The 22,477-nt window shown below is 65.1% G+C and carries 21 protein-coding genes; 12 read left to right on the top strand and 9 right to left on the bottom strand.

Going from position 1 to position 22,477, the window contains the following annotated elements; all coding sequences use genetic code 11:
- Positions 1-136: 136 nt before the first annotated feature.
- Positions 137-1,966 carry an ATP-binding response regulator gene (locus WBB14_RS05675; RefSeq protein ID WP_424238952.1) on the top strand — a complete coding sequence of 610 codons (1,830 nt, stop codon included), beginning with the start codon at positions 137-139 and terminating at the stop codon, positions 1,964-1,966.
- Positions 1,963-2,604: a response regulator gene (locus WBB14_RS05670; protein ID WP_424238951.1), complete on the top strand. Its 642-nt coding sequence runs from the start codon at positions 1,963-1,965 to the stop codon at positions 2,602-2,604. The genes WBB14_RS05675 and WBB14_RS05670 overlap by 4 nt, the downstream gene beginning before the upstream one ends.
- Here the strand turns inward: WBB14_RS05670 and WBB14_RS05665 are convergent.
- From WBB14_RS05665 to WBB14_RS05655, 3 genes are all read right to left on the bottom strand, one after another.
- Positions 2,543-4,720: a peptidase domain-containing ABC transporter gene (locus tag WBB14_RS05665; protein ID WP_424238950.1), complete on the bottom strand. Its 2,178-nt coding sequence runs from the start codon at positions 4,718-4,720 to the stop codon at positions 2,543-2,545. The two genes, WBB14_RS05670 and WBB14_RS05665, sit on opposite strands and share 62 nt — an antisense overlap.
- Positions 4,717-5,964, bottom strand: coding sequence for an HlyD family secretion protein (locus WBB14_RS05660; protein ID WP_424238949.1), 1,248 nt, complete (start codon positions 5,962-5,964; stop codon positions 4,717-4,719). Before WBB14_RS05660 ends, WBB14_RS05665 begins: the two co-directional genes overlap by 4 nt.
- 144 nt (positions 5,965-6,108) lie before the next feature.
- Complete coding sequence (locus WBB14_RS05655) at positions 6,109-6,282, bottom strand: hypothetical protein (RefSeq protein ID WP_424238948.1); 174 nt, start codon at positions 6,280-6,282, stop codon at positions 6,109-6,111.
- Between the two features lie 422 nt (positions 6,283-6,704).
- Between WBB14_RS05655 and WBB14_RS05650 the strand changes: the two genes are divergently transcribed.
- From WBB14_RS05650 to WBB14_RS05625, 6 genes are all read left to right on the top strand, one after another.
- Positions 6,705-6,884 (top strand): hypothetical protein, encoded by a 180-nt coding sequence (locus WBB14_RS05650; RefSeq protein ID WP_424238947.1) that lies wholly within the window; start codon positions 6,705-6,707, stop codon positions 6,882-6,884.
- Between the two features lie 244 nt (positions 6,885-7,128).
- A complete protein-coding gene (locus WBB14_RS05645; protein WP_424238946.1) occupies positions 7,129-8,052 on the top strand; it encodes a Ku protein in 924 nt (307 codons plus the stop codon).
- 2 nt (positions 8,053-8,054) lie between these two features.
- Complete coding sequence (ligD, locus tag WBB14_RS05640; RefSeq protein WP_424238945.1) at positions 8,055-10,595, top strand: DNA ligase D; 2,541 nt, start codon at positions 8,055-8,057, stop codon at positions 10,593-10,595.
- Positions 10,596-10,770: 175 nt separating this feature from the next.
- The gene (locus WBB14_RS05635) at positions 10,771-11,250 is read left to right on the top strand and encodes a carboxymuconolactone decarboxylase family protein (RefSeq protein WP_424238944.1); all 480 of its coding nucleotides are present in this window, start codon (positions 10,771-10,773) and stop codon (positions 11,248-11,250) included.
- A 9-nt stretch (positions 11,251-11,259) separates the two neighbouring features.
- The gene (locus tag WBB14_RS05630; protein WP_424238943.1) at positions 11,260-12,015 is read left to right on the top strand and encodes an SDR family oxidoreductase; all 756 of its coding nucleotides are present in this window, start codon (positions 11,260-11,262) and stop codon (positions 12,013-12,015) included.
- Between the two features lie 20 nt (positions 12,016-12,035).
- Positions 12,036-12,530, top strand: coding sequence for an Ohr family peroxiredoxin (locus WBB14_RS05625; protein ID WP_424238942.1), 495 nt, complete (start codon positions 12,036-12,038; stop codon positions 12,528-12,530).
- Between the two features lie 3 nt (positions 12,531-12,533).
- Here the strand turns inward: WBB14_RS05625 and WBB14_RS05620 are convergent, their stop codons facing one another.
- The 4 genes from WBB14_RS05620 to WBB14_RS05605 all read right to left on the bottom strand — a co-directional run bounded on the left by WBB14_RS05620 (position 12,534) and on the right by WBB14_RS05605 (position 16,245).
- A complete protein-coding gene (locus WBB14_RS05620; RefSeq protein WP_424238941.1) occupies positions 12,534-13,538 on the bottom strand; it encodes a LysR family transcriptional regulator in 1,005 nt (334 codons plus the stop codon).
- Between the two features lie 140 nt (positions 13,539-13,678).
- Entirely contained in the window at positions 13,679-14,113 is a 435-nt protein-coding gene (locus tag WBB14_RS05615) for a cupin domain-containing protein (RefSeq protein ID WP_424238940.1), read from the bottom strand.
- A 118-nt stretch (positions 14,114-14,231) separates the two neighbouring features.
- Positions 14,232-15,110, bottom strand: a complete 879-nt coding sequence (locus WBB14_RS05610) for an RNA polymerase sigma-70 factor (protein WP_424238939.1) — start codon at positions 15,108-15,110, stop codon at positions 14,232-14,234.
- Positions 15,111-15,243: 133 nt separating this feature from the next.
- Positions 15,244-16,245 carry a bestrophin family protein gene (locus WBB14_RS05605; protein ID WP_424238938.1) on the bottom strand — a complete coding sequence of 334 codons (1,002 nt, stop codon included), beginning with the start codon at positions 16,243-16,245 and terminating at the stop codon, positions 15,244-15,246.
- Between the two features lie 368 nt (positions 16,246-16,613).
- Here WBB14_RS05605 and WBB14_RS05600 point away from each other — a divergent pair, with 368 nt between their 5' ends.
- From WBB14_RS05600 to WBB14_RS05590, 3 genes are all read left to right on the top strand, one after another.
- A complete protein-coding gene (locus WBB14_RS05600; RefSeq protein WP_424238937.1) occupies positions 16,614-16,994 on the top strand; it encodes an alpha/beta fold hydrolase in 381 nt (126 codons plus the stop codon).
- A gap of 27 nt (positions 16,995-17,021) precedes the next feature.
- Entirely contained in the window at positions 17,022-17,921 is a 900-nt protein-coding gene (locus WBB14_RS05595) for an MBL fold metallo-hydrolase (protein ID WP_424238936.1), read from the top strand.
- Between the two features lie 773 nt (positions 17,922-18,694).
- Positions 18,695-19,615, top strand: coding sequence for a LysR family transcriptional regulator (locus WBB14_RS05590; RefSeq protein ID WP_424238935.1), 921 nt, complete (start codon positions 18,695-18,697; stop codon positions 19,613-19,615).
- 33 nt (positions 19,616-19,648) lie between these two features.
- Here WBB14_RS05590 and WBB14_RS05585 read toward each other — a convergent pair whose 3' ends face one another.
- Together WBB14_RS05585 and WBB14_RS05580 are read right to left on the bottom strand one after the other, a co-directional pair.
- The gene (locus WBB14_RS05585; protein ID WP_424238934.1) at positions 19,649-20,596 is read right to left on the bottom strand and encodes a Bug family tripartite tricarboxylate transporter substrate binding protein; all 948 of its coding nucleotides are present in this window, start codon (positions 20,594-20,596) and stop codon (positions 19,649-19,651) included.
- A gap of 240 nt (positions 20,597-20,836) precedes the next feature.
- A complete protein-coding gene (locus WBB14_RS05580) occupies positions 20,837-21,082 on the bottom strand; it encodes a hypothetical protein (protein WP_013391206.1) in 246 nt (81 codons plus the stop codon).
- 197 nt (positions 21,083-21,279) lie between these two features.
- Here WBB14_RS05580 and WBB14_RS05575 point away from each other — a divergent pair, with 197 nt between their 5' ends.
- A complete protein-coding gene (locus WBB14_RS05575) occupies positions 21,280-22,404 on the top strand; it encodes a cupin domain-containing protein (RefSeq protein ID WP_424238933.1) in 1,125 nt (374 codons plus the stop codon).
- The last annotated feature ends 73 nt before the right edge of the window (positions 22,405-22,477 follow it).

The following is a 22,477-nucleotide window of genomic DNA, read 5'->3' as shown; positions in this document are numbered from 1 at the left end:
TCCACCATGGGAATGTCAAGGCAGCGTGAAATTCAGGCGAAGCCCGCCGAAGCCCGCCAATAGGACTAAAATCCGCACACGTTTCGACCCGCGCCTGCTTCAGCGGCAGGTTCCTCGCACGTAACATCCCACCCAATTGCAGCCCGCCATCGGCCCGACTTCCGCCTCCACCTTGCCAGGTTCGTCGTATGCGGCCCGCATCCGTCAGGTGCAGGTCGAGGCATTACGCCGCAGCTTTCCGTTCGCGCTGGCAGGGTCGCTGATCACGGGCTGTTTTTCCGCGTTCGCCTTGTTCGGCGTACTGCCGCAGCAGGAGATCCTGCTGTGGCTGGGCGCCACGCTGGCAGTGGGCGCGCTGCGGTGGGCCTCCGTGATCGCCTATGACCGCCACCGCGCCGATCCGTCGGCGGCGCAGCGCTGGGTGCGCCGCATGTTGGTCGGGAATCTCTGCTCCGGCATTCTGTGGGGGCTGCCCTTCGCCTACTGGACGTTCTTCGTGCCGCTGGAATACCAGCTGTTCTTCATCGTCATCCTGTTCGGGCTGGGCACGGGCGCCATCTATTCGAACTACATGCTGCTGCCGGTGATGTACGCGTTCGAGGTGCCGGCTTTTGCGCCGATGTTCATCGCGCTGGCGGCGCAACCGTCGGCCATCCATCTGGCGCTGGTGACGGGCGGCCTTGCCTATCTGGTGGCGACCCTGGCTTTCATCCATCGCATGAACCGCACTCATCTGGACGCGCTGCGGCTGGGCTATGAAAACCTGGCGCTGCTGGAACAGGTGCGCCAGGAAAAGACCGCTGCTGAACGCAGCGACCTGGAGAAGTCGCGCTTTCTGGCGGCGGCCAGCCATGACCTGCGCCAGCCCGTACATGCGGTGAACCTGTTCCTGGGCCTGCTGGCCAACGAGCCCTTGTCCCGGCAAGGACGCTATCTGGTCGACAACATCACCAGCGCGCTGTCCGCGATGGGCCATCTGTTCGATGCCCTGCTGAATCTGTCGCGGCTGGACGCCGGTGTCATCGAGCCTCGTTTCGAGACCTTCAGGATGCAGCCGCTGCTGGACCAGTTGAAGGCCGAGTATGCGCCGCAGGCGGGCGAGAAAGGCATACGGCTGCGCGTGCGTCCGTGCGCGGCCAGCGTGCGCTCGGATCCCGTGCTGCTGGAGCGCATGCTGCGCAACCTGATCAGCAACGCCATCGTGCACACCGAAAACGGCCGCGTGCTGGTGGGTTGCCGCCGGGCCGGGGATAGCTTGCGCATCGAGGTCTGGGACAACGGCCCGGGGATTCCCAAGTCCGAGCAGGAGCGGGTCTTCTGGGAGTTCCATCAGTTGGCCAATCCCGAACGCGACCGCTGCAAGGGGCTGGGCCTGGGCCTGGCCATCGTGCGCCGTACCGCCAGGCTGCTGGACCACGGGTTGGCGCTGCGCTCGGAAGAGGGCCGCAGCACGGTTTTCACCGTGACGGCGCCGCTCTCGGATCCGGCCGCGGTCGGCCCGTCTGCCCTGGATGATGAGTTGGGGCTGCCCCGGACGCCAGCATCCGAAGACAGCCTGCGCGGCAAGCTGGCGCTGCTGGTGGATGACGATGCGCAGAACCTCGCGGGCCTGTCCATGCTGTTCGAAAGCTGGGGTTGCCGCGTCATCGCCGCCACCAGCGGCAATGCCCTGTTCGAACGCGTGCTGCCGCTGGCCGAAACGCCTGCCCTGATCGTCACCGACTACCGGCTGCGCGAGCACGAGACCGGCATCCATGTGATCGAGAGGCTGCGCGAGGAATACAACGATCCCGATCTGCCCGCCTTGCTGGTCAGCGGTGATACCGATCCGGCGCGGCTGACCGAGGCCGCCGCTTGCGGCGTGCCGCTGCTGCATAAGCCCGTGCAAGTTCAGGCCCTGCGCGAGCATGTGACGAGCCTGCTGCACGCCCGGAATGCAGCGCCCCTAACCGGAGATGCCGAATGACGGCAGTGTTATTGGTCGACGACCACGCCATGTTCCGCGAAGCGCTGGCCATGGCGCTGGGCCAGGCCGTGCCCGGCATGACCATCCATCCCGCGGCCAGCGGCCAGGAGGCGCTGGAGGCGCTGGAGCGGCATGCGGCCATCCAGCACGTCATCATGGATTTCTACCTGCCCGACATGGCCGGGGCGGATCTGCTCAAGCGCTTGCGCCAGCGCCGCGCGCAGCTGCGCATCCTGGTGCTGTCGGCCTCGCAGGATCCGGAGGATACGCGCCGGGCGATGGAGGCAGGCGCGCAAGGCTTTCTGAACAAGTCCGCCAGTTGCCAGGAACTGGCCGCCGCGCTGGAAGCGGTCAGCGTCGCGCCCGCGCCGCAGCGTCGCGGCGCGTCCCTGGCCGCGCCATCCGCAGGTGCGCAGGACGACGCGGCGCTGTTGCGGGCGCTGACGCCGCGCCAGAGCGAGGTGTTGCGGCTCATGTGCGATGGACTGCGCAACAAGGAAATCTCGGAGCAATTGAACATGACCGAGAAGACCGTCAAGACGCATGTGTCGGCCATTTTGGGCACCCTGGGCGTGCTCAATCGTACGCAGGCGACCCTAGTGGCGCGGCGCGGCGGCGTGTTCGGGAAGCCGGTTTAGGCCGCTGCCCGCTATCGCTGGCCAGCTTGCCGGCCGCCAGCGAGATTTCGCGGCCGGCCGCCGCAATCGTGTCGGGGCGGTGCGCCACGATCACTCGCGTCATGTTGAGCCTGGCGATCGCCGTGTTGACGATCCGTTCGCGTTCGATATCCAGATGGCTGGTGGCCTCGTCCAGGAACAGGATGGCGGGCTGCTTGTACAAGGCCCGCGCCAGCAGCACGCGCTGTTTCTGGCCGCCCGACAGCACCGTGCCCATGTCTCCCACCAGCGTGTTGTAGCCCATGGGCATGGCGCTGATGTCGTCGTGGATCGCGGCGATCTGGGCGCAACGGCTGGCGCGCTCGGGATCGTACTGGGGATCGAAGAAGCTGATGTTCTCGCCGATGGATCCGGCGAACAGGACGTCATCCTGCAGCACCGTGCCGGCGATGCGGCGCAGGGATGCCGCGCCCGCTCCCCGCGCCGGCACGCCGTCGATCAGCACTTCGCCGTCGGTCGGCGCCAGGATGCCCAGCAGGATGTTGACCAAGGTTGTTTTGCCGCCGCCGGAAGGGCCCGTGATCGCGACGGATTCGCCAGGTTCGATCCTGAAGCTGATGCCGTCCAGCACGTACGGCTCTTGCGGCCCATAGCGGAAGCGCAGGTTGCGGACCTCGATCGCGGGCGAGCACGCCTGCGCGTCCTGCCCGCGCGGCATCTCATCGACCGGCTCCGGCGTCTCGCGCACGATATCGGCCAGGCGCTCGCCTTGCAGCCGCAGCATCTTCACTTCCACCAGCTTGTCCAGCAGAGCCGCCACGCGCTGGTCGAACAAGGTCTTGTAGACAATGAAGGCCAGCAGCGCGCCCACGGTGAACTGGCCGTCCAGCACCAGCCTCGCGCCCAGCCAAAGTATCGCGATGGAGGACAGGCCGAACAGCAGGCCATTGAAGGTGCGGAAGAACAGCGTCCACTTCTGCACGCGCAGGTCGGCGTTGATCTCGTTCACCAGCAGCGACAGCCAGCGGGAGCGCCGGTCATCCTGGTGCCGGAACAGCTTGATCGCCTTGACGCCGCGCACGGTTTCCAGGAAGTGTGTTTGCTCCTTGGCAGCATGCACGATGTGTTCTTCGGTTGCGTAGTGCAGCGGCGCATAGCCGGACCAACGGGCCAGTCCATAGAGCGCCATCGCACCTACCGCGATCCACGCCAGGGGCGGGCTGTACAGGAACATCAGCACCAGCGTGATCAGCATGACCAGGCCGTCCAGGACCGCTTCCAGGAAGGACGTGGTCACGGTGCGCTGTATGGCGTCGATGGCGCCGAAACGCGACACGACGTCGCCCAGGTGGCGCTTTTCGAAGTAGCCGACAGGCAGGCGCAGCAAATGCGTGAATACGTTGGTGCGCCATTGCAGGTTCAGCGTGGTGCCCATCACCATCAGCATCCAGCTGCGCGCCACCGAGGTCAGCTGTTTCATGATCATCAGCAGCCCGAAGGCCAGCGCCAAGGTGGTCAGCAGATCGCGATCGCCGGTATTCAGGACATGGTCCACCACCCATTGCAGGAAGAACGGCTGGACCACGGTGAGGATTTCCAGCGCCAGTGCCAGCAGCAGCACTTGCGAGAACGCGCCGCCCAAGCCCGATACCCGTCCGGTCAGTTCGCGCAGCCGCACGCGCTTGTCGTCGCGCGCTTCCGTGAAGTCTGGCGTGGGCCATAGTTCCAGCGCAACGCCGGTGAACGACGCGGACAGCTCGCCGATGGAGCACTTGCGCGTGCCCGACGCGGGATCGATCAACGTGGCTGACCGTCCGTTGATGGCCGTCAGCACCACGAAGTGATTGAATTCCCAATGCAGGATGCAGGGCAGTTTAAGCTTGCTCAAGGCGCCCAGGCTGACCTTGACCGGCCGCGATGCCAGTCCCAACTGGCTGGCCACATGGATCAGCGTGGCCAACGTGGCGCCCTTGAGCGATACGGGAAAGCGGCCGCGCAGGGTCGCAAGGCTTTGTTGATGGCCGTGATAGCCCGCGATCATGCCGACGCAGGCCAGGCCGCATTCGGCGGCTTCGGTCTGCAGCAGCCTGGGCACCCGCCGTTTGACTCCCAGTGTCAGGCGTTCAAGCATGTTCACAGTTTCCCCGACAGGCGCTGGGCGGGATCGAACGCCCATTGGTACAGGCGGCGCGTCTGCTGCAGGATGTCCGCCTCCAGCCGCATGCCGGGCCGTAGCGCCAGCGTCTGCCCTTGCGGGCCGCGCGCGGGAGCGTCCAGCGACACCGTGATGCGGTACAGGTCTTCCTGGACGCCGCCGTTTGCGGCGGCTTCATTCAATTGCCATTCCGGCGAGGCGCTGCGCGTCACGGTCTGGACGATGCCGGCCTGCTGCCCGAACGTTTGATACGGGTACGCCGCGAATCGCATCAGCACCCGATCGCCCGGCGCAACGAATCCCACCGCGCGGCTGGGCGCCAGCAGCTCGGCCTGCAGCTTGGCGCCGTCAGGGACGATGGTGGCCAGGGGCCGTTGGTTGTCCACGGCCTGTCCCGCAGCGGCGGCCACGGCGGTGACGATGCCGGCCTGAGGCGCGCTTACCAGGATGCGGCGCCTGGCTTCGCTGCGCGTCAAGTCCATGGCGATGTCGGCCATGTCGCGGTCCAGCTGCGCCAGCTGGTTCTGCTGCCGCAGCGCAAGATCCGCCAGCGCGGCCTGCCGGTTGGACAGGTCCGTTGCGAGGCCGATGCGGTCGCGCAGCAGCGCCTGCAGCTGATTACGCTGTTCCAGCAGCTCGGCGCGCTTCTGGTCGGCTTCCTCGGTGGACAGATAGCCTTTTTCCATCAGGCCGCGATAGCGCCGCGCGCTGTCTTCTGCCAGCTTGATGCGGCTGTGCTGGCCCTCGATCTGGCTGTCCATGGCCGCCAGCTGCGCCTTGAGACTCGCAACGGCGACGGTCTGGCTATCGCGCTCGCCTTGTTGCAGCAGCACGGTCTTCTGGCGCGCCAGGCGCAGGCTCTCCTCGCGTTGCCGGATCTGGCCGCTGATGGCTTCCTGGGTTTCGCCCAGGGCGCTCTGCTGATCGCCGGACACCACATAGAGCACATCGCCCGCGGCGACATGCTGGCCTTCCTGGACCCGGCTTTCGAGCACGATGCCGGCCTGCGGCACGTAGAGTTTGATCAGTCCGGTGTCCGGCGCCAACTGGCCGCTCACGGTGGCGCGCTTGGTGTACGAGCCGAGCGCAAGAAACAGGCAGACGGCCAGCACGAAGCCGGCCAGCACGGTGGTGACCAGCGCGAACGACACGGGCCGGATCAGGACGATGTCCCCCAGGCCGACTGAACGTTGCGCGGCAAGCGCCTGTTTGCGATAGAGCGGCACGGCGTCGGAAGCAGCGGAGAAAAGTGTGGTTGGTAAAAGCCGGCAGGCATGGCGGAAAAAAGCCGCGGCGAACGCGCCGCCGCGCTGTAAAGCCGAATGCCTGTCGCGGCATCCGTCCGATGCGGCTAAGAGCCGTGTCGCTTACTACGCGTGGTAGATGGTCCTGCCCGCTAATTCACCCGCTTTCCTTTGGGGAACCGTCATTTGGATACGGCTCATGCCCTGGCCGCCGCTGACCGTCTGGATTTCCTCGGCGCTCAAGAGCTGAATTTGCGGTTGCGCGTCGTCGCGCTGATCGGGTTGTTCCATTTTTTCCATCTTTATCTCCTGCTGCATGCTGACGGAGGAAGCCGCGCCAGCGTCGGCCGAGCATCACCCGGAACCAGGTTCTCGCCGCGATGCGCTGCAGACGGGAAGCCCAGCTCCCAAACTGGCATGCTCGGGCGGACAGTAGCAGCGCACTGGTGCAGGCGCATCGGTCTTTAGTCGTAGGGATGAAGATTTCGCGTGCCTGCCGGGACGACGTCGTCCCGGCCGCAAGGGGAGGGAACGCGTTCGTGGGCCTACGACCAAAGACCGATTCGCCGCGGCCGGCCTGCTGCTACTTTCCGCATCGAGCCACTCAACGGCTGGGGCGCCGACGTTCCTGTCCGCAGGGACGCGGACCTGCGTCACCCCTCCGTTGATGCCCGGCCGACGCTGGCGCGGCATCCTTCGTCAGCACGAAGTGGGAGAAGGACATGAAGAAAACGGAGCAAGCAGGTCAACACGGTACGGCCGATCAACGGATCCGGCCCTTGAGCGCCGAGGAAATCCAGGCGGTCAGCGGGGGAGCCTACGGGAAGAAACCGATGGCTGGCGGCCGGCCAGCGGCGCTCGGCAGTTCCACGCTTGTGACCAAGACGAATCGCTATCAATGAGCGAGCGCAGTGAGCGGGCGGCATGGCTTCCCGCCGTGCCGCTCTGCTGGGCGATGCGCAGGATGGCGGCGCGTGGTTCCCACCAGGCTGCTATCGGGCCCATAATTGGGTAGGGCGTCGGCCCGCCAGGATGCCTTCCGGGCATGGAAATTGCTGCTCTGCGTTTCCCGCCGTAGCCCTGGTTGCCGATCTGGCATCCGGGCCGGCAGGCGAATCCGCATGCCCATCACCGGGAGGAACGCTCATGGCCACGCGAACCCTTTGGAAAGGCGCAATCACCTTCGGCCTGGTCCACATCCCCGTGGGCCTGCATACCGCCACGACGGAGTCGGGCGTGGATTTCGACTGGCTGGACCGCAGGTCGATGGACCCCGTCGGCTACAAGCGCATCAACAAGCGCACGGGCAAGGAAATCGAATCCAAGGACATCGTCAAAGGGGTCGAGTACGAGGACGGCCAGTACGTCATCATCTCGCCCGACGAGATCGCGCAAGCCTATCCGCGCACCACCCAGACCATCGAAATCCAGCAATTCGTCGAGGCGGCCGAAGTCTCGTTCGTCTACCTGGAACGTCCCTACTATGTCGCCCCGATCAACAAGGGGCAAAAGGTTTACGCGCTGCTGCGCGACACGCTGGTCAAGAGCGGCAAGATCGGCATCGCCAAGGTCGTGATCCAGACCAAGCAGCATCTGGCGGCCCTGATCCCGATGGGAGACGCGCTGGTCCTGAATCTGATGCGTTGGGGTGATGACGTGAAGTCCGTGGCAGACCTGGACCTGCCGAAGGCCGGCGCCAAGAGCATGTCGCCCAGCGCCTCGGAACTGAAGATGGCCAAGATGCTGGTGGAAGAGATGTCGGCGGAATGGGACCCGGCTGACTACCAGGACGAATTCAAGGCGGCCATCATGGGCTTGGTGGAGCAGAAGGTAAAGGCGGGCAAGACGGAAACCGTGATCGAGCCGCAGGAGGAAACGCCGGCGTATGCGGATAACGTGATCGACCTGACCGAGCTGCTGCAACGCAGCCTGCGAGGCGGGGCGTCCAAGGGGCGCGCCAAGGCCGAGGCCAAGCCCGCGAAGAAATCCGCGCCGCGCAACGTCGCTTCGAAGAAGGCGCCCGCCAAGAAGGCCGCCAAAAGCGCCAGGCAGGCGAAAAAGGCGGCCTAGCGATGGCGGACAGCCTGAAAAAGTACCGCGAGAAGCGCAACTTCGCCGTCACGCCGGAGCCGCCCGATGGCGGAGAGTCGGGCGACGCGGGCCTGGCGTTCGTCATTCAGAAGCACTGGGCCAGCCACTTGCACTATGACTTCCGCCTGGAGTTGGACGGCGCGATGAAGAGCTGGGCGGTGCCGAAAGGGCCGTCGCTCGATCCCTCCGTCAAGCGCATGGCCGTGCAGGTCGAAGACCATCCCATCGCCTACAACCAGTTTGAGGGCTCCATCCCCAAGGGACAGTATGGGGCCGGCAAGGTGATCATCTGGGACGAGGGGCATTGGACTCCGATAGGCGATCCCCGGAAGGGCTACAAGGCGGGCCATCTGAAGTTCACGCTGGATGGCGTGAAGCTGCGCGGGCGCTGGGCGCTGATCCGCATGAAGGGCAAGGAGACCGACCGGCAGCCGCCCTGGCTGCTGATCAAGGAGAGCGACGAGTACGCGCGGCCGGATCAGGACTTCAGCGTCGTGGATGAGATGCCGGACAGCGTGGTGCCGCTGAGGGCCAGGAAAAGGGCGGCGCCGGCTCGCGGGGCGCCGAAAACCCGTGGCTTCAAGCAGGTAGAAGCCGTTGCCGCCTTGCCGGGCAAGGCGGCTTCCCTGCCTGCCTCGCTCAAGCCTCAGCTGGCCACCCTGGTCGAGGGCGTGCCGCGCGGCGCGGCCGACTGGTCATATGAAATGAAGTTCGACGGCTACCGGATCCTGGCAAGGATCGAGGACGGCAGCGCGAAGCTGTATACCCGCAACGGCCACGATTGGACGGCCAAGATGCCGCGCCTGGCCCAGGAGCTGGCGGCCCTGGAGATCGCCACCGCCTGGATCGATGGAGAGATCGTGGTGCTGACGGGCGAAGGCGTGCCCAGTTTTCAGGCCTTGCAGAATGCCTTCGATGCCGCCGGTACCGCTGATATCGTCTTCTACGCCTTTGACCTGCCCTATGTGGCGGGGCGCGATCTCCGCGACGAGCCGCTCAGGCTGCGGCGGGACCTGCTGCGGCAGGTCATAGCCAGGAGCAAGGGCAAGCACGTGAAGTTCAGCGAGGCCTTCGACAAGCCGGTGGGGGACCTGGTTGCCTCGGCATGCCGGCTGGGCCTGGAGGGGATCATCGGCAAGCGCCTTTCCGCACCCTATGTATCGCGCCGCACGGACGCTTGGATCAAGCTCAAGTGCACCCAGCGGCAGGAGTTCGTCATTGTGGGCTATACCGAACCCAAGGGCAGCCGCAAGGGCTTTGGCGCGCTGCTGCTGGCCGTGCACGAGGCTGACGGAGCGCTGCGCTATGCCGGCAACGTAGGCACCGGTTTCGACGACAGGACGCTGCTCGATCTGCACCGCAGGCTGGCGGACATCGAGCAGAAAACCAGCGCCCTGACCCAAGGCAAGCCGCGCGCCATCAAGCAGGTCCACTGGGTCCAGCCTACCTTGATCGGAGAGGTCTCTTTCGGGGAGTGGACCGGCGATGGCCATGTGCGCCACTCGACCTTCCGGGGGCTGCGTACCGACAAACCAACGAAGAAGATAATTCGCGAGGTCGCCATGCCAGCCGCAAAGCTCTCCGCGCGCAATGGCCCGGCCAAGGGTAAGGCCAAGGCCAAGGAAGGGGCCGCCGCAAAACCTCCAAAGGGGATGAAGCTGTCGAATCCCGACCGCGTGATCGATCCGTCCTCGGGTGCGACCAAACTCGACCTGGCCCGCTACTACGGGCTGGTGGCGCCCCTGATGATGGAGCACCTGCGCGGCCGGCCGGTTTCCTTTGTCCGGGCGCCCGCGGGGATCCAGGGCGAGCATTTCTTCCAGCGGCATTCGGAATCCCCCATCGCTGGGGTGCGGGCGCTGCCTGAAAGCCTTTACCCAGAGCATCCGTCGCTGATGGAGATATCGAACGAAGCGGCGATCCTCGCCGCCGCGCAGCTGAACGTGGTGGAGTTCCACACCTGGAATGCGGTCAAGACGTCCATTGGAAAGCCGGATCGGATGCTGTTCGACCTGGATCCCGGGGAAGGGGTGGACTGGCCCGCGGTCCAGCAAGGCGCGGAGTTGGTGCGCGTGCTGCTGCAGGAACTTGGTTTGCGCGGCTGGCTGAAGACCAGCGGCGGCAAGGGCCTGCATGTCGTCGTCCCCATCCGCAAGCAATATGGCTGGGACGCCGTGAAGAACTTTTCCGAAGCCATGGTGCGCCATCTGGCCCAAACGCTGCCGAAGTTGTTCGTCGCCAAAAGCGGGCCCAAGAACCGTGTGGGCAAGATATTCGCCGACTATCTGCGCAACGGCTTCGGCGCCACCACGGTGGCGGCCTGGTCGGCCCGCGCGCGACCCGGCCTGGGCGTGTCCGTTCCCGTCCGCTGGGATGAGCTGGACGGGCTGAAAGGGTCGGCGCAATGGACCATCGCCAATATCCACACCCGCCTGGACGCGGGCAACGAGCCTTGGGACGACTACGCTCCCCAGGCGATCGGCCGGGCCATGCAGCAGCTCGGGATCGAGGCGCGATCGTGAACTGAAGGGCCGCGTCCGCTTCCGCAGACGATTGTTGCCATCGAGGCAACATCATGGTCCCCTTTGCAGGTCTTCTGCCGCTCTCCGCGCGGCCCTACGATTTGGGCGTAGTTCAGGCACGTACCGCACCCGGTCCGACACTGCCTGCACCTGTCAACCAATCGAGGGAGTCACCATGAGTCAACGTCTGAACGCCTACGCGCAATCGCCTGAACTGTTCAAGAAATTCGTCGAGTTCGGCATGCTCTTGAAGTCGGGGGCGATCGAGCAGCCGATCCTGCGCCTGGTCGAAATCCGCGCCTCGCAGCTCAACGGCTGCGGCTTCTGCCTGGACATGCACGTGAAGGACGCCAAGATCCACGGCGAGCAGGAACTGCGTCTGCACCACGTGGCGATCTGGCGCGAATCGGGCGAGTTTTCACCGCGCGAGCGCGCCTGCCTGGCCTGGACCGAGGCGCTGACCACGCTGGGCGCGCAGGGCGTGCCCGACGACATCTATGAACGTGTCCGCTCGCAATTGTCCGAAAAGGAAATCTCGGACCTGAGTTTCGCGGTCATGGCCATCAATGGCTGGAACCGTCTCAACGTGGGCTTCCGCACCGTGCCCGGTTCGGCCGACAAGGCATACGGCCTGGACCGCGCCAAGTTCAACTAAGGAACCATCATGAAAATCCTGGTTATCGGCGGCACGGGCCTGATCGGCTCCAAACTCGTCAAACTGCTCAATGAGCGCGGCCATGAGGCGATAGCCGCATCGCCCGCCACCGGCGTCAACACCATGACTGGCGCAGGCCTGGATGCGGCGCTGGCCGGCGTCGACACGGTGGTCGACGTCGCCAACTCGCCGTCGTTCGAAGACCGCGCCGTGCTGGAGTTCTTCCAGACCTCGGGGCGCAACCTGCTGGCGGCGGAAGCCCGCGCCGGCGTGCGCCACCACGTTGCATTGTCGGTGGTCGGCACGCAACGGCTGGCCGAAAGCGGCTACTTCCGCGGCAAGATCGCGCAGGAAGAACTGATCTTGGCGGCCGGCATTCCCTACTCCATCGTGCACAGCACCCAGTTCTTCGAGTTCCTGGGCGGCATCGTGCAGTCGGGCACGGAAGGCGCGGAAGTGCGGCTGTCGCCGGCCTTCGTCCAGCCGATAGCCTCCGACGACGTGGCCCTGGCCATGGCCGATGCCACGCTGGCGCCGCCGGTGAACGGCATCGTGGAAATCGCCGGCCCCGAGCGGGTGCGCCTGGCCGAGCTGGTGCAGCGCTACATGGCCAAAATCGGCGACATGCGCAGCGTGCGGGCAGACACCGGCGCGCGCTATTTCGGCGCGCTGCTCGACGACGAAACGCTGGTGCCGGGAGCTGGCCCGCGCCTGGGCAAGATCGACTTCGAAACCTGGTTCAGCCGTTCGGGCGCAAGAAAGTAGCGGCGGACACAAGGACGTTCATGAGCAAACTGCGGCCTCCTCCCCAGAGCCTCCTGGAAAAGTACCGGGGCGGGGACTTCCATCCCCTGTACACCACCAGCGTGACGGTGCGGGGCGGGGAGGCCGCGCATGGGCGAGCCTCCGGCATGGCCATTTCGGATGACGGCGAGCTGATCGTGGAGCTGCGCCTGCCGGTCGAACTGGGCGGCATGGGCGGCGGCACCAATCCCGAGCAGCTGTTCGCCGCCGGCTACGCGGCGTGCTTCCACGGCGCGCTCGCGATGCTGGCGGCACGCGCCGGCCTGGCCATCCCGGAGGCTGCCGTCACGGCCACCATCTCGTTCGGCCGCGACCCCGTCGACGGCTTTTTTGCGTTGACCGCGGACGTCAACATCCACCTGCCTGGCGTGCCCACGCCGATCGCCGAAGAGTTGGTGCGCAATACGGAACGCCTGTGCCCGTACTCCAAGATGGCCCAGGGCGGGATCCAAAGCGTGGTCGCCCTGACCCAATAGCGCTCAGGCCTGCTTCAACAGCAGGCTGTCGATGATATGCAGGTCCTGCGCGCGGATGCGCTCGGTCATGAAATCGATGAAGGCACGCATGCGCGCCGGCAGGTGCTGGCGGCTGAGAAAGCACAGATAGTGTCCGCGGTCATCGGGCGCGTATTGCGGCAGGCAGGCGACCAGCGTGCCGGCGCGCAGGTGTTCGCAGACCTGATAGCCCGCCATCTGCGCGATGCCATGGCCGTCCAGCACCGCCTGCAGCACGAGATCTGCATCGTTGAAGGTCAGCATGGCGGGCGGCGCGAACTTGCGCAGATGGCCGCCGACCTTGAATTCCCATTCATACACGCGTCCGGACGCCAGCAGGAAATTCACGCAGCCGTGGCGCGAGAGTTCGTCGACGCTGAGGGGCAGTCCGTGCCGGGCGGCGTAGTCGGGCGACGCGCATAGCATCATCTGCATGGGAATCACCTTCTTGGCGATTACCTGGCTGTCTTCCATGCGGCCGTTGCGGAACGATACGTCGACACGGTCCGTGGTGAAGTCGGTCGGGCCATCATCCAGCAGCAGTTCCACCGAGATGTTCGGGTTGGCTTTGCGGAAGTCATTCAGCAGGGGCGCCACGATCTTGCGGCCGAAGCCCACGGTGGAACAGACGCGCACCAGGCCGGAAGGCGGACCCTCGCGCAGCTCGCGCATGTCGTCCAGGGCCTGGATGATCCGTTCCACGCCGGGATGGCATTGCTCATAGAAGCGCTGGCCCTCCGGGGTAAGCGAGGTGCTGCGCGTGGTGCGCACGAAGAGCCGGGTGCCCAGCTGGTCCTCGAGTTTCTGCACGCTGCGGCTGACCGCCGAACGGCCTATGCCCAGCCGGTCGCCGGCCTTGGCGAAGTTGCCCTCGACGGCGACGGCCATGAAGGCCATGACGCCGGCGTAGCTGGTGGCGAAGCTGTCGGCCAGGGAGTCCGGTCCGTTGGCGGGAGGGGTAACCGAGGGGGCTGGGAGGGGTGTGGGCATGGTGGCAGCGCCGCGGAGTTGGTTGATCCTACCCTCTAAGACGTGGCACTGGACGATTTTGTGACGCGGCCCAGAAAAGAATCTGGCCAGTCCGGGCTCGCGGTGTCCGGACTGGCCAGGATGGAGTGTATGTCCGTCCCTTATTGAATGGGGATCAGGGCGGGAGCTCCCTTTTTCTTGATCAGCACGACCACGAACTTGGCCGGCTTGGTCTGGCTGGCGTTGCGGCCGACGGTATGGATGTCGTCCGGCCCTTCGTAGAAGGTCTGGCCCGGGGTCAGCGTCACTTCCTTGCCGCCCTTGACCTGCATGACGATGCTGCCCTCGAGCACGTAGACGAAGGCCGATGCGTCATGGCGGTGCAAGGGGTCGGCCGCCCCGGGCGGATAGTCGACGACGAGCATCACCGCATCCCTGCCCGGGATGTCCGGCAGGTCCTTGTTCATCACTTCGGTGACGATGGGATCGGCCGGCTTGCCGGCGTGCGTCTCGTGGTGCGATGCGGCATGGGCGGGCTGGCCCAGCAGCGCGCCGGCGGCGATGAAAGGTAACGCGAGTTTCGTGAGTTTCGACATGGCCTGTCCTGGTCGGAGTGGTGACAGGACCATCGTAGAAGCGCGGGCGGCGCGGCGGTAGGCCCGCGCCAGGGATCACCATGTTGCCCGCCATGCACCAAAGCCGTCGCAAACGGCGTCAGCGTTGCGCCAGGGCGGCCGCGATGCGTGCGAGCTTGTCCGGATTGCGCTGCACCAGTACCCGGGTCAGGCGTGTGCCGTCCGTTTCGTAGGACTGCACGGATTCCAGATTGCCGTCGATGAAACGCAGCAGCGTCCATTGACCGTTCACCTGGACCACCTCGGTGCGCAGCGCGTCGCGGTAGCGGCGCTTGCCGGCGTAGAACAGCTGCGCCAGCCGCTTGCCGCCCACCAGGCTGGCAAAGGCGCTGACCTTGGCGCCGCCGTCGCCGATGAGCTCGGCGTCGTCGCTCAGCAGCGCATGCAGGCCGTGGAAGTCGCTGCGTTGCATCGCGTCGGCGAAGGCTTGCAGCAGCCGCTGCAGCGTTGCGCGCGGTACGGCCTCGCGCGGGCTACCCTGGCGCAATTGCTGCTTCGCCCGCCGCACCAGTTGGCGGACCGCGGCCTGGGTCTTGTCCAGGGTCTGCGCGATGTCCTCGTAGTCGGCGTCGAACACCTCGCGCATCAGGAATGCCGCGCGGGCGTCCGGCGACAGGCGCTCCAGCATGAACAGAAACGCCACCGAAACATCGTCGGCAAGTTCGTGGATCTGTTCGGGCGTGGACGGCGCGGCCATCAGCATGGGTTCCGGCAACCACACGCCCACGTAATTCTCCCGTTCGGCCTTGGCGGCGCGGAGGCGGTCGATGGACAGGCGGGTGGTGACGGTGACGAGCCAGGCCTCGTGGTTCTCCAGCGCGGAGCGGTCGGCGCCATGCCAGCGCAGCCATGCGTCCTGCACGACGTCTTCCGCCTCCGCGACCGAGCCCAGCATGCGGTAGGCGATCGCGTACAGGCGAGGACGATGGCGGTCGAACAGGGTCACGGAGCCGGTCATGGAGTAGGCCAACGCCTGGGGGGAAGGGGGGGCGGAAGGCAGGCTATTTTGCCGCAGCAGTTCAGGCAGGACAAGGGTGAATATCGCCGGGCGGGCAGCTCCGCGCCGTCGGCGGCAGAGGGCTGTGCCGCGCCTACAGCGCGATCATCGCGACGGGCAGCGCCGGCAGGTCGGTGTCGCCTGCCATCTGCGTCAGGTCGCGCTCTATCGTCGTGCTCAGCCGGCTGATGGGCACGTCGTTAGCGCTGCCCTCGAAGGGATTCTCGGTGCTTTCTCCGACCTGCTCGAGCGAGGTGTAGATCCACGAGATGATCACGCTGAACGGCACCGCCAACCATGCCATCTGGCCTTGCATGACGCCGCCGGCATCCTGGCCGAGCTGGGCGAACTGGCCCGTCAGGCCAAACGGCAGCGCGACGCAGAAGGCACGCACGAACAGGGTGTTGATGATGGCGTACTGGCGCGGATACGGAAAATTCTTGATGCGCTCTGCTTGCCCCTGCAGATCGAGGAGCTCCCGGATGCGGCTGTTGAGATCGGCATATTCCGCTGCGGTGATGGCGCCTGCATCCAGCAGGCCGCGGGCCGCCCGGCCCTGCATGGCAAGCAACTGCGCGGCCCTGTCATCGGTCTGCATCAACGCCGGGACTTCCTGCGCCGGCAGGTAGCGCGACAGCGCGGATTCCAAAGGCTCGGCGCGTTCCGGAATCACATACTGCTTGCGGTACTCGGCATTGGGACGGCTGGCCACGGTCTCCCATACGCGCGGCTCGCGCAATTGGTAGCGTAGCGCCGTCAACCAGGCCAGATGCCGTTGCACCAGAGCCGCGCCGCGCTCCGCGTCGCCGGCATAGTTGCGGCTGATCACGCCCCAGTAGCGGCTGGCGCTGACGATGCTCATCCAGATCTTCTGTGCTTCGACCGTACGCGCATAGGTCTGCACGTTCTTGAAGCCGACCACAAAGGTGGTGGCGGTGCCTAGCAGCGAGACCACCGACAAGGGCAGCGTCAGCCATTTCAGGCCGGCCACCTGGTAGAGCAGCACGGGCGCGACGCTCAGCATGAGCAATACGTAGATTTTCCTGCGGGTCCAGATGACGAACTCGCCCAGGCGATAGGATTTTCCCAGATGCATGATGTCGGCCCCCGTCGGCGCGCGGCTGTGCGTCAGGGGCGCAGCCGCACGTCCAGCGATGTGTGGTGTAGCGATGCTAAGCGCGCCGTTCAAGAGGCGGTAGGGCCATGCAAGGACGCATGGTGTTGTCCGCGCGACACCAATCCGCTTGCAGGCTACTCGGAGCGCAACGCCGGCGCGGCGCCGATGGCGCGGCCATGCCTGCGTGGCGCGCACTGCCGCGCAGCTAGGTGCATTGGTGCGCGTCACACAACAGCGTGCTTCCGCTCGCGTGCCTACCGCACGCCTGGCCCCAGACCTAGGATGCCCTTACTTCGTCACCCATGCCGAAGCCGCCGCGCAACGCTCAACCCAACCGGAGCACCACCATGACCAGCAACACCTACATCACCAATGACGGTACGCAGATCTATTACAAGGATTGGAGCGACGGCCCCGTTGTGACCTTCTCGCGCGACCGCCGCGGCCACGGACGTTCCTCGCAGCCGTCGTCCGGCAATGACATGAACGGCTACGCCGATGACATGGCGCAACGGATCGAGGCGCTGGACCTGAAGAAGATAGACGTGCCGACCCTGCACGGCGAAGACGGCCAGACCGTGCCAGTGCACGATTCGGCGAAGAAGGCCGCGCGCCTGGTGAGGCATGCCAGGGAAATCTATTACCCCGGCGCGCCTTACGGCCGCACCGCCACCATGCAGGACCGTATCAACGCCGACCTGCTCGCCTTCATCCGCGCTACCGCCTGAGCGGCGCACTTTCCTGGAGATACCGCCATGTTTGCCATAGAAAACACCGAATCCATCGATCTGGTCCCGTCGCGCTACGCGCTGCAGATCGGCGACATCGACGCGCTGGTCGTGAGCGACGGCGTGCTGCCACTGCCGACCTCGACGATGGCTACCAATGCCGATCCCGCCGATCTCGCGGCCTGGCTGGAGCACATGTTCATGCCTCCCGATGCCTTCGATTGGCCGCTGAACGTGATGGTGGCCCGCAGCGGAGACCAGACCATTCTTATCGATGCGGGACTGGGCGGGCAGTTCGCCGGCTTTCCGCGCGCCGGGCAATTTCCCCAGCGGCTGGAGTCCGCCGGCATTGCGCTGGAATCCGTGACCGATGTGATCATTACCCACATGCACATGGACCACGTGGGCGGGCTGCTCGTCCCCGGCGTCAAGGAACGCCTGCGCCCCGACGTGCGCATCCACGTGTGCGCGACCGAAGTGGCGTTCTGGACCTCGCCGGATTTCTCGCACACCGTCATGCCCAAGCCGGTGCCCGCGGTGCTGAAGTCGACGGCCACCAGTTTCTACAACGAGTACCGCGACCGGCTGCGCCTCTTCGAGGACCGGCACGAGGTGGCGCCGGGGGTCGTCGTGCGCATGACCGGCGGCCATACGCCGGGGCACAGCGTGGTCGATCTGGTCTCTGGCGGCGAACGGCTGACGTTTGCTGGCGATGCCATGTTCCCGGTCGCATTCGACCATCCCGAATGGCAGAACGGTTTCGAGCACGACCCCGAGGAATCGGCCCGCGTCCGTATCGGCCTGTTCCAGGAACTGGCGCAGAACCGCGGGCTGCTGGTCGCTGCGCACCTGCCGTTTCCGTCGGTGGGCCGGGTGGCGGTCGACGGCGACGCGTTTCGCTGGGTGCCGGTCATCTGGGATTTCTGAGCGCGTCGACACGCGCCTATGCCGGACGATGCGTCATGCCGTGTCGTCCGGCATTTTCTTTCCGCTCGGGCGTGTCGATGGCGGCATCGCGCTGACTTGGCCGGGCGCATCGGGGTCACGCAGTGCGCGGTTTGGGCAACGGCGGGCGCCGCTTCGGATACGTTTGCTTGCCTGTGCGCGTGACGAATTTTCAATCATGGTCGCGATTGTTTATTGCCGATTATTAAAAATCTGGACAACGATTCCCGGTCTGATTGGCTCAGGCAATCATGCGGGTTGATGCGAGAAAAATGCATGATTCAGCAAGGCATGAGCTTGGCGGACGCTAGTAATAACGGCGCATTTTGTTGCACCGAAACATGCGGAATGTTTCGCCTATCAATTCTGATAGCGCCGGGTGGGTTGGCGCAGTTGCGCAACATCGAATCACGCTGGAAAAACACGAAGTTCTGATAGGGTCCATTACTGCGGAAAGTCGGGAAAATTCGTTAAAATCAATCGCTTGGGATTATGAGCGGGAGCCTCGTCTCCCGCTTTGCATTCAGACCTGCAGGCCAGTACCAGCGTCTGCGGGCCATGAGAAAAACGGGGCTAACGGCCCTACTTTTTCTTCCTGAGTCAGCCTTCGCTCGATAATCCGGCGGCGTGGTGACGCATCGCAGCAGGGAAACCCAGCCCCCTTTCAGATTCTGACAACCCTTCCCGGGTCAGGCCGGGATAGTCCGGGCGCAGGCCGCGGGATTGGTTGTGTCTCAGGCTTAGGATATCCACGCATGAATCTCCGGTTTCTTGAAACTTTTGTCCGCGCCGCCAGGCTCAAGAAAATGACATTGGCCGCGGAAGAACTCCATGCGTCCCAGGCGGCTGTCTCTGCCCGTATAGCGGCCTTCGAGGAAGAGCTGGGGGTCAGAGTTTTCGTGCGGGAAAAAGGCAAGCAACTGAGCTTGACGCCTGTCGGCTCGGAAATGCTGGCACCCGCGGAAGAACTGCTGGCCCACGCGAGAGCATTCACCAGCAGGTTCGCGACAACTGACGCCAGGCTTTCTCAGATCAGCATCGGCCTCAGCGGGACAGTCGCGCAAGCGATTCTCGAGCCCATGGCCGCGACGCTGGCCAAGCAATGGCCGAACGTCACGGTGCATTTGCAGTCGCTGACCAGCACCGACATACGCCAGCAACTGCTTGAAGGGGCGCTCGACATAGGGTTGTTGTTGGGCAGCATCGAAGAGCCGACCGTGGTCAACCGGAAATTGCTCGAGCTGGAGTACATCTGGGTTTGCAGTCCAAGCCTGATGGCCGGTGGCGTCGAACCGTCGTTGGACCGGTTGAAGCAACTGCCCCTGCTGTGCTATCCGGTGGATTCGCTGGTGTACTCCGCCATTGGCGCCTATTTCGCATCGCCACAGATGCAAGGCTTCAAGCTGATCGTGGTGAGGTCGCTGTCGGTCATGTTGCGTCTGGTCCGCGCGGGCGCCGGATACGCGGTCTTGCCTGCCGAACTCATCCGCGATGAGCTCGATTCGGGCACGCTGGCGCCGATTCCATTCTCCAGGCCGTTTCCGAATCAGACCTACTTTGCTTCGTACATCGATCAGCCCGCGATTCCGCTGCGTGCCGCCATGGCCGATTGCATCTGCGAGGTTGCCCGGCAGGTCTCGAGCAGCGAGGTGGAAGATCCGTCGCGCGCCGAATGACGAATCGGTCATGCAATCGGTGGTCGCAGGGCGTTAATCCTGTTCCGCGCGAGACGTCGCGATGATCTGTCGCCACGCCAGGGCATCGTGCACTATCGTCTGCGCAAACGCTTCGGGGCCTGCGCCTACCGGTTCCACGATCTGCCTGGCGAACGTCTCCCGCAGCCGCGGTTCGGCCAAGGCCTGCTGCACGCTGCGGGCGACCTTGGCGATGATCTTGGGGGGCGTGTCGCGCGGCGCGCAAATGCCGACCCAGCCTACGAAGCCCAAGTCACTCAGGCCCTGTTCGGCCAAAGTCGGCACGGAAGGAATCTGGGGCATGCGTTGAGCCGTGCTGACGGCCAGTCCTTTGACGCGGCCAGACTCGACAAAGGGCAGCGCCGAAACAATGCTGTCCATCATCAGGTTCACGCGCCCCGTGGCAAGATCCCCATAAGCGGGCGTTGAGCCGCGATAAGGCACATGCAGCATGTCCAGGCCATTGCGCGTCTTGACCGTCGAGCCGGCGAGATGGGGCATGGTGTTCCTGCCGCCCGAGGCGAAGCTGTATTTGCCGGGAGCCTGCTTCGCCGCCGCGATGAACTCCTTGAGGCTGGAAGCGGGCACGCCGGGATCGGCCACCCAGATCGTAGGCGTATTGGCAATGTGGACGACGGGAACCAGATCGTCGACGCGGTACGGCAAGTCGGGGTAGAGCGCCGTAGCCACGACCAGGCTGCTGGTGGAGCAGAGCAGCAGGGTATGGCCGTCGGGGCGGGCGCGGGCGACGGCCGCGGAACCTATGGTGCCCCCGGCCCCCGGCCGGTTGTCGACGACCAGGGGCTGTCCCAGCGCCTGGCCTGCCGGGCCCGCTATCTGGCGCGCCACGGCGTCATTGCCGCCGCCTGGGGGGAAAGGCACGACCAGCGTTATGGGCTTGGCCGGCCAGTTGGATGATTCGGCCGGCCAGGCCACGGGCGTCAGCGCGCAAGAGACAGACATCAGTGCGGCCAGGACGGCGCAACGCGGGGGAAGTCGGCGAATCATGTTGCTTCTGGGGGGCAAGAACGGCGAGGACGACCGCTCGAAGGCGTGAATCCTGCCGGATATCCGTCCACCGGTGAAGCGAATAAAAGCTCACGCGTGCCAAGAAAAAGTTATAGCTTGGCTCGCGGCAGTGGGGTTCGGCGGTGAGCCGATGCGCCCCGCGACGCTCGGGCAGCGGTGCGGGGCGCTGCGCGTTCAATCGTCCAGCGCCGGCACGGTCCCGATCTGCATGAGGATGCGCGGCGATTCCATGTCGCCGGTTTCCTTGTCGATCAGCACTTCGTAGGCGGCGACGCCGGCGAACTTGGAGGCCATGGAGTTGGCGATGCGTATGGCGCCGAACTCGCTGCTGGCGGGACGGATTTCACCAGGGGCGACGCCATTGGCGGCGGCGCGGTAGGGAACGACGATGTACTGGACGAGATGGGCAGCTTCTGACACAGGGTTCTCCTGGACGACAGTTTTTAGGCGAGCGAAATGTATCACGTTGTACTGTGTTTTTGTACAGTATTGTTTAGCGCCGCGCCAATAATTTTCAGCCGCCCTGGGAAAACCCCTAGCGTGCGCCCGTTGCCCGATTTTTTGCTCGCCTCTATTATTTTCGAAAATATTTATATTTTTATAAAAAGAGGCAAGGGATGGAAGCGAACCGCTACGACGCCTACCGCGAGGACACCATAGGCCGCGCCAATGTGGCCGACTCGCCCGAGCTGGTCGCCTACTACAAGGAGCTGGCCCGCCTGGAAACCGGCGCCCTGTGGACGGTGGCGAACAAGATCGAGCCCTGGGCGCCGCGCTCGGCCTCGGTGCCGGTGGTGTGGCGCTACCAGGACCTGCGCGGCCATGTGCTGCGTTCCTCCGAGCTGGTTTCGCCCGAAGAGGCCGGCCGCCGCGTGATCTATCTGAACAACCCTGGCAGGCGCGATGTGGCCGCCGCGGTGGGCTGGCTGTATTCCGGCCTGCAGGTAATGAAGCCCGGCGAGCTGGCTTCCGCCCACAAGCATTCCCATTCGGCGCTGCGCTTCATCATGGAAGGGCGAGGCGCGTTCACCGTGGTGGACGGGCACAAGATGACGCTGGGCGCGAACGATTTCGTGCTGACGCCCAACGGCACCTGGCACGAGCACGGCGTGTCCGAAGACGGCACCACCTGCATCTGGCAGGATGGCCTGGACATTCCGCTGGTCAACGCGATGGAAGCCGGCTTCTACGCCGTGCATCCCGACCTGAACCAGACCGTGACCTATCCCGTCGACGACACCAGCGCCGCCTGGGGCAACGCGGCGCTCAAGCCGCAGGTGTCGGGCTGGACCAAGCCGTATTCGCCGCTCTTCAAGTACGAATGGGAGCCCACCTACGAAGCGCTGCGCCGCTACGCGCGCACCACCGCCGGCAGCCCTTACGACGGCATCCTGCTCGAATACGTCAATCCCGCCACGGGCGGCCCGGTCATGCCCACCATCGGCGCCAGCATGCAGCTGTTGCGGCCCGGCGAACACACCAAGGCCCATCGCCATACCGGCAGCTTCATCTACCAGGTGGCCAAGGGCAGCGGCTATTCCATCATCGACGGCAAGCGCTATGACTGGACCGAGCGCGACATTTTCTGCGTGCCTTCCTGGGCCATCCACGAACACGTCAATCTTTCGTCCAACGATGACGCCTGTCTGTTCAGCTTCAACGACCTGCCCGTGATGCGCGCGCTGGCGCTTTACCGCGAAGAAGCGGTCAAGGAAAACGACGGCCACCAAGTGCTGATCTAGCGCCGCCAGTTCCCTTTCGAATCTTTATCCGCCGCGCGGGCGTTGTCCGCGCGCCTGACTCAACTCGTCCTGA

The organism is Achromobacter sp. (assembly GCF_049647645.1).
In the GTDB taxonomy this organism is placed as follows: Bacteria; Pseudomonadota; Gammaproteobacteria; order Burkholderiales; family Burkholderiaceae_B; genus Achromobacter.
Note: the sequence above shows the minus strand (reverse complement) of the source record. Positions and strands in the feature narration are given on the sequence as shown.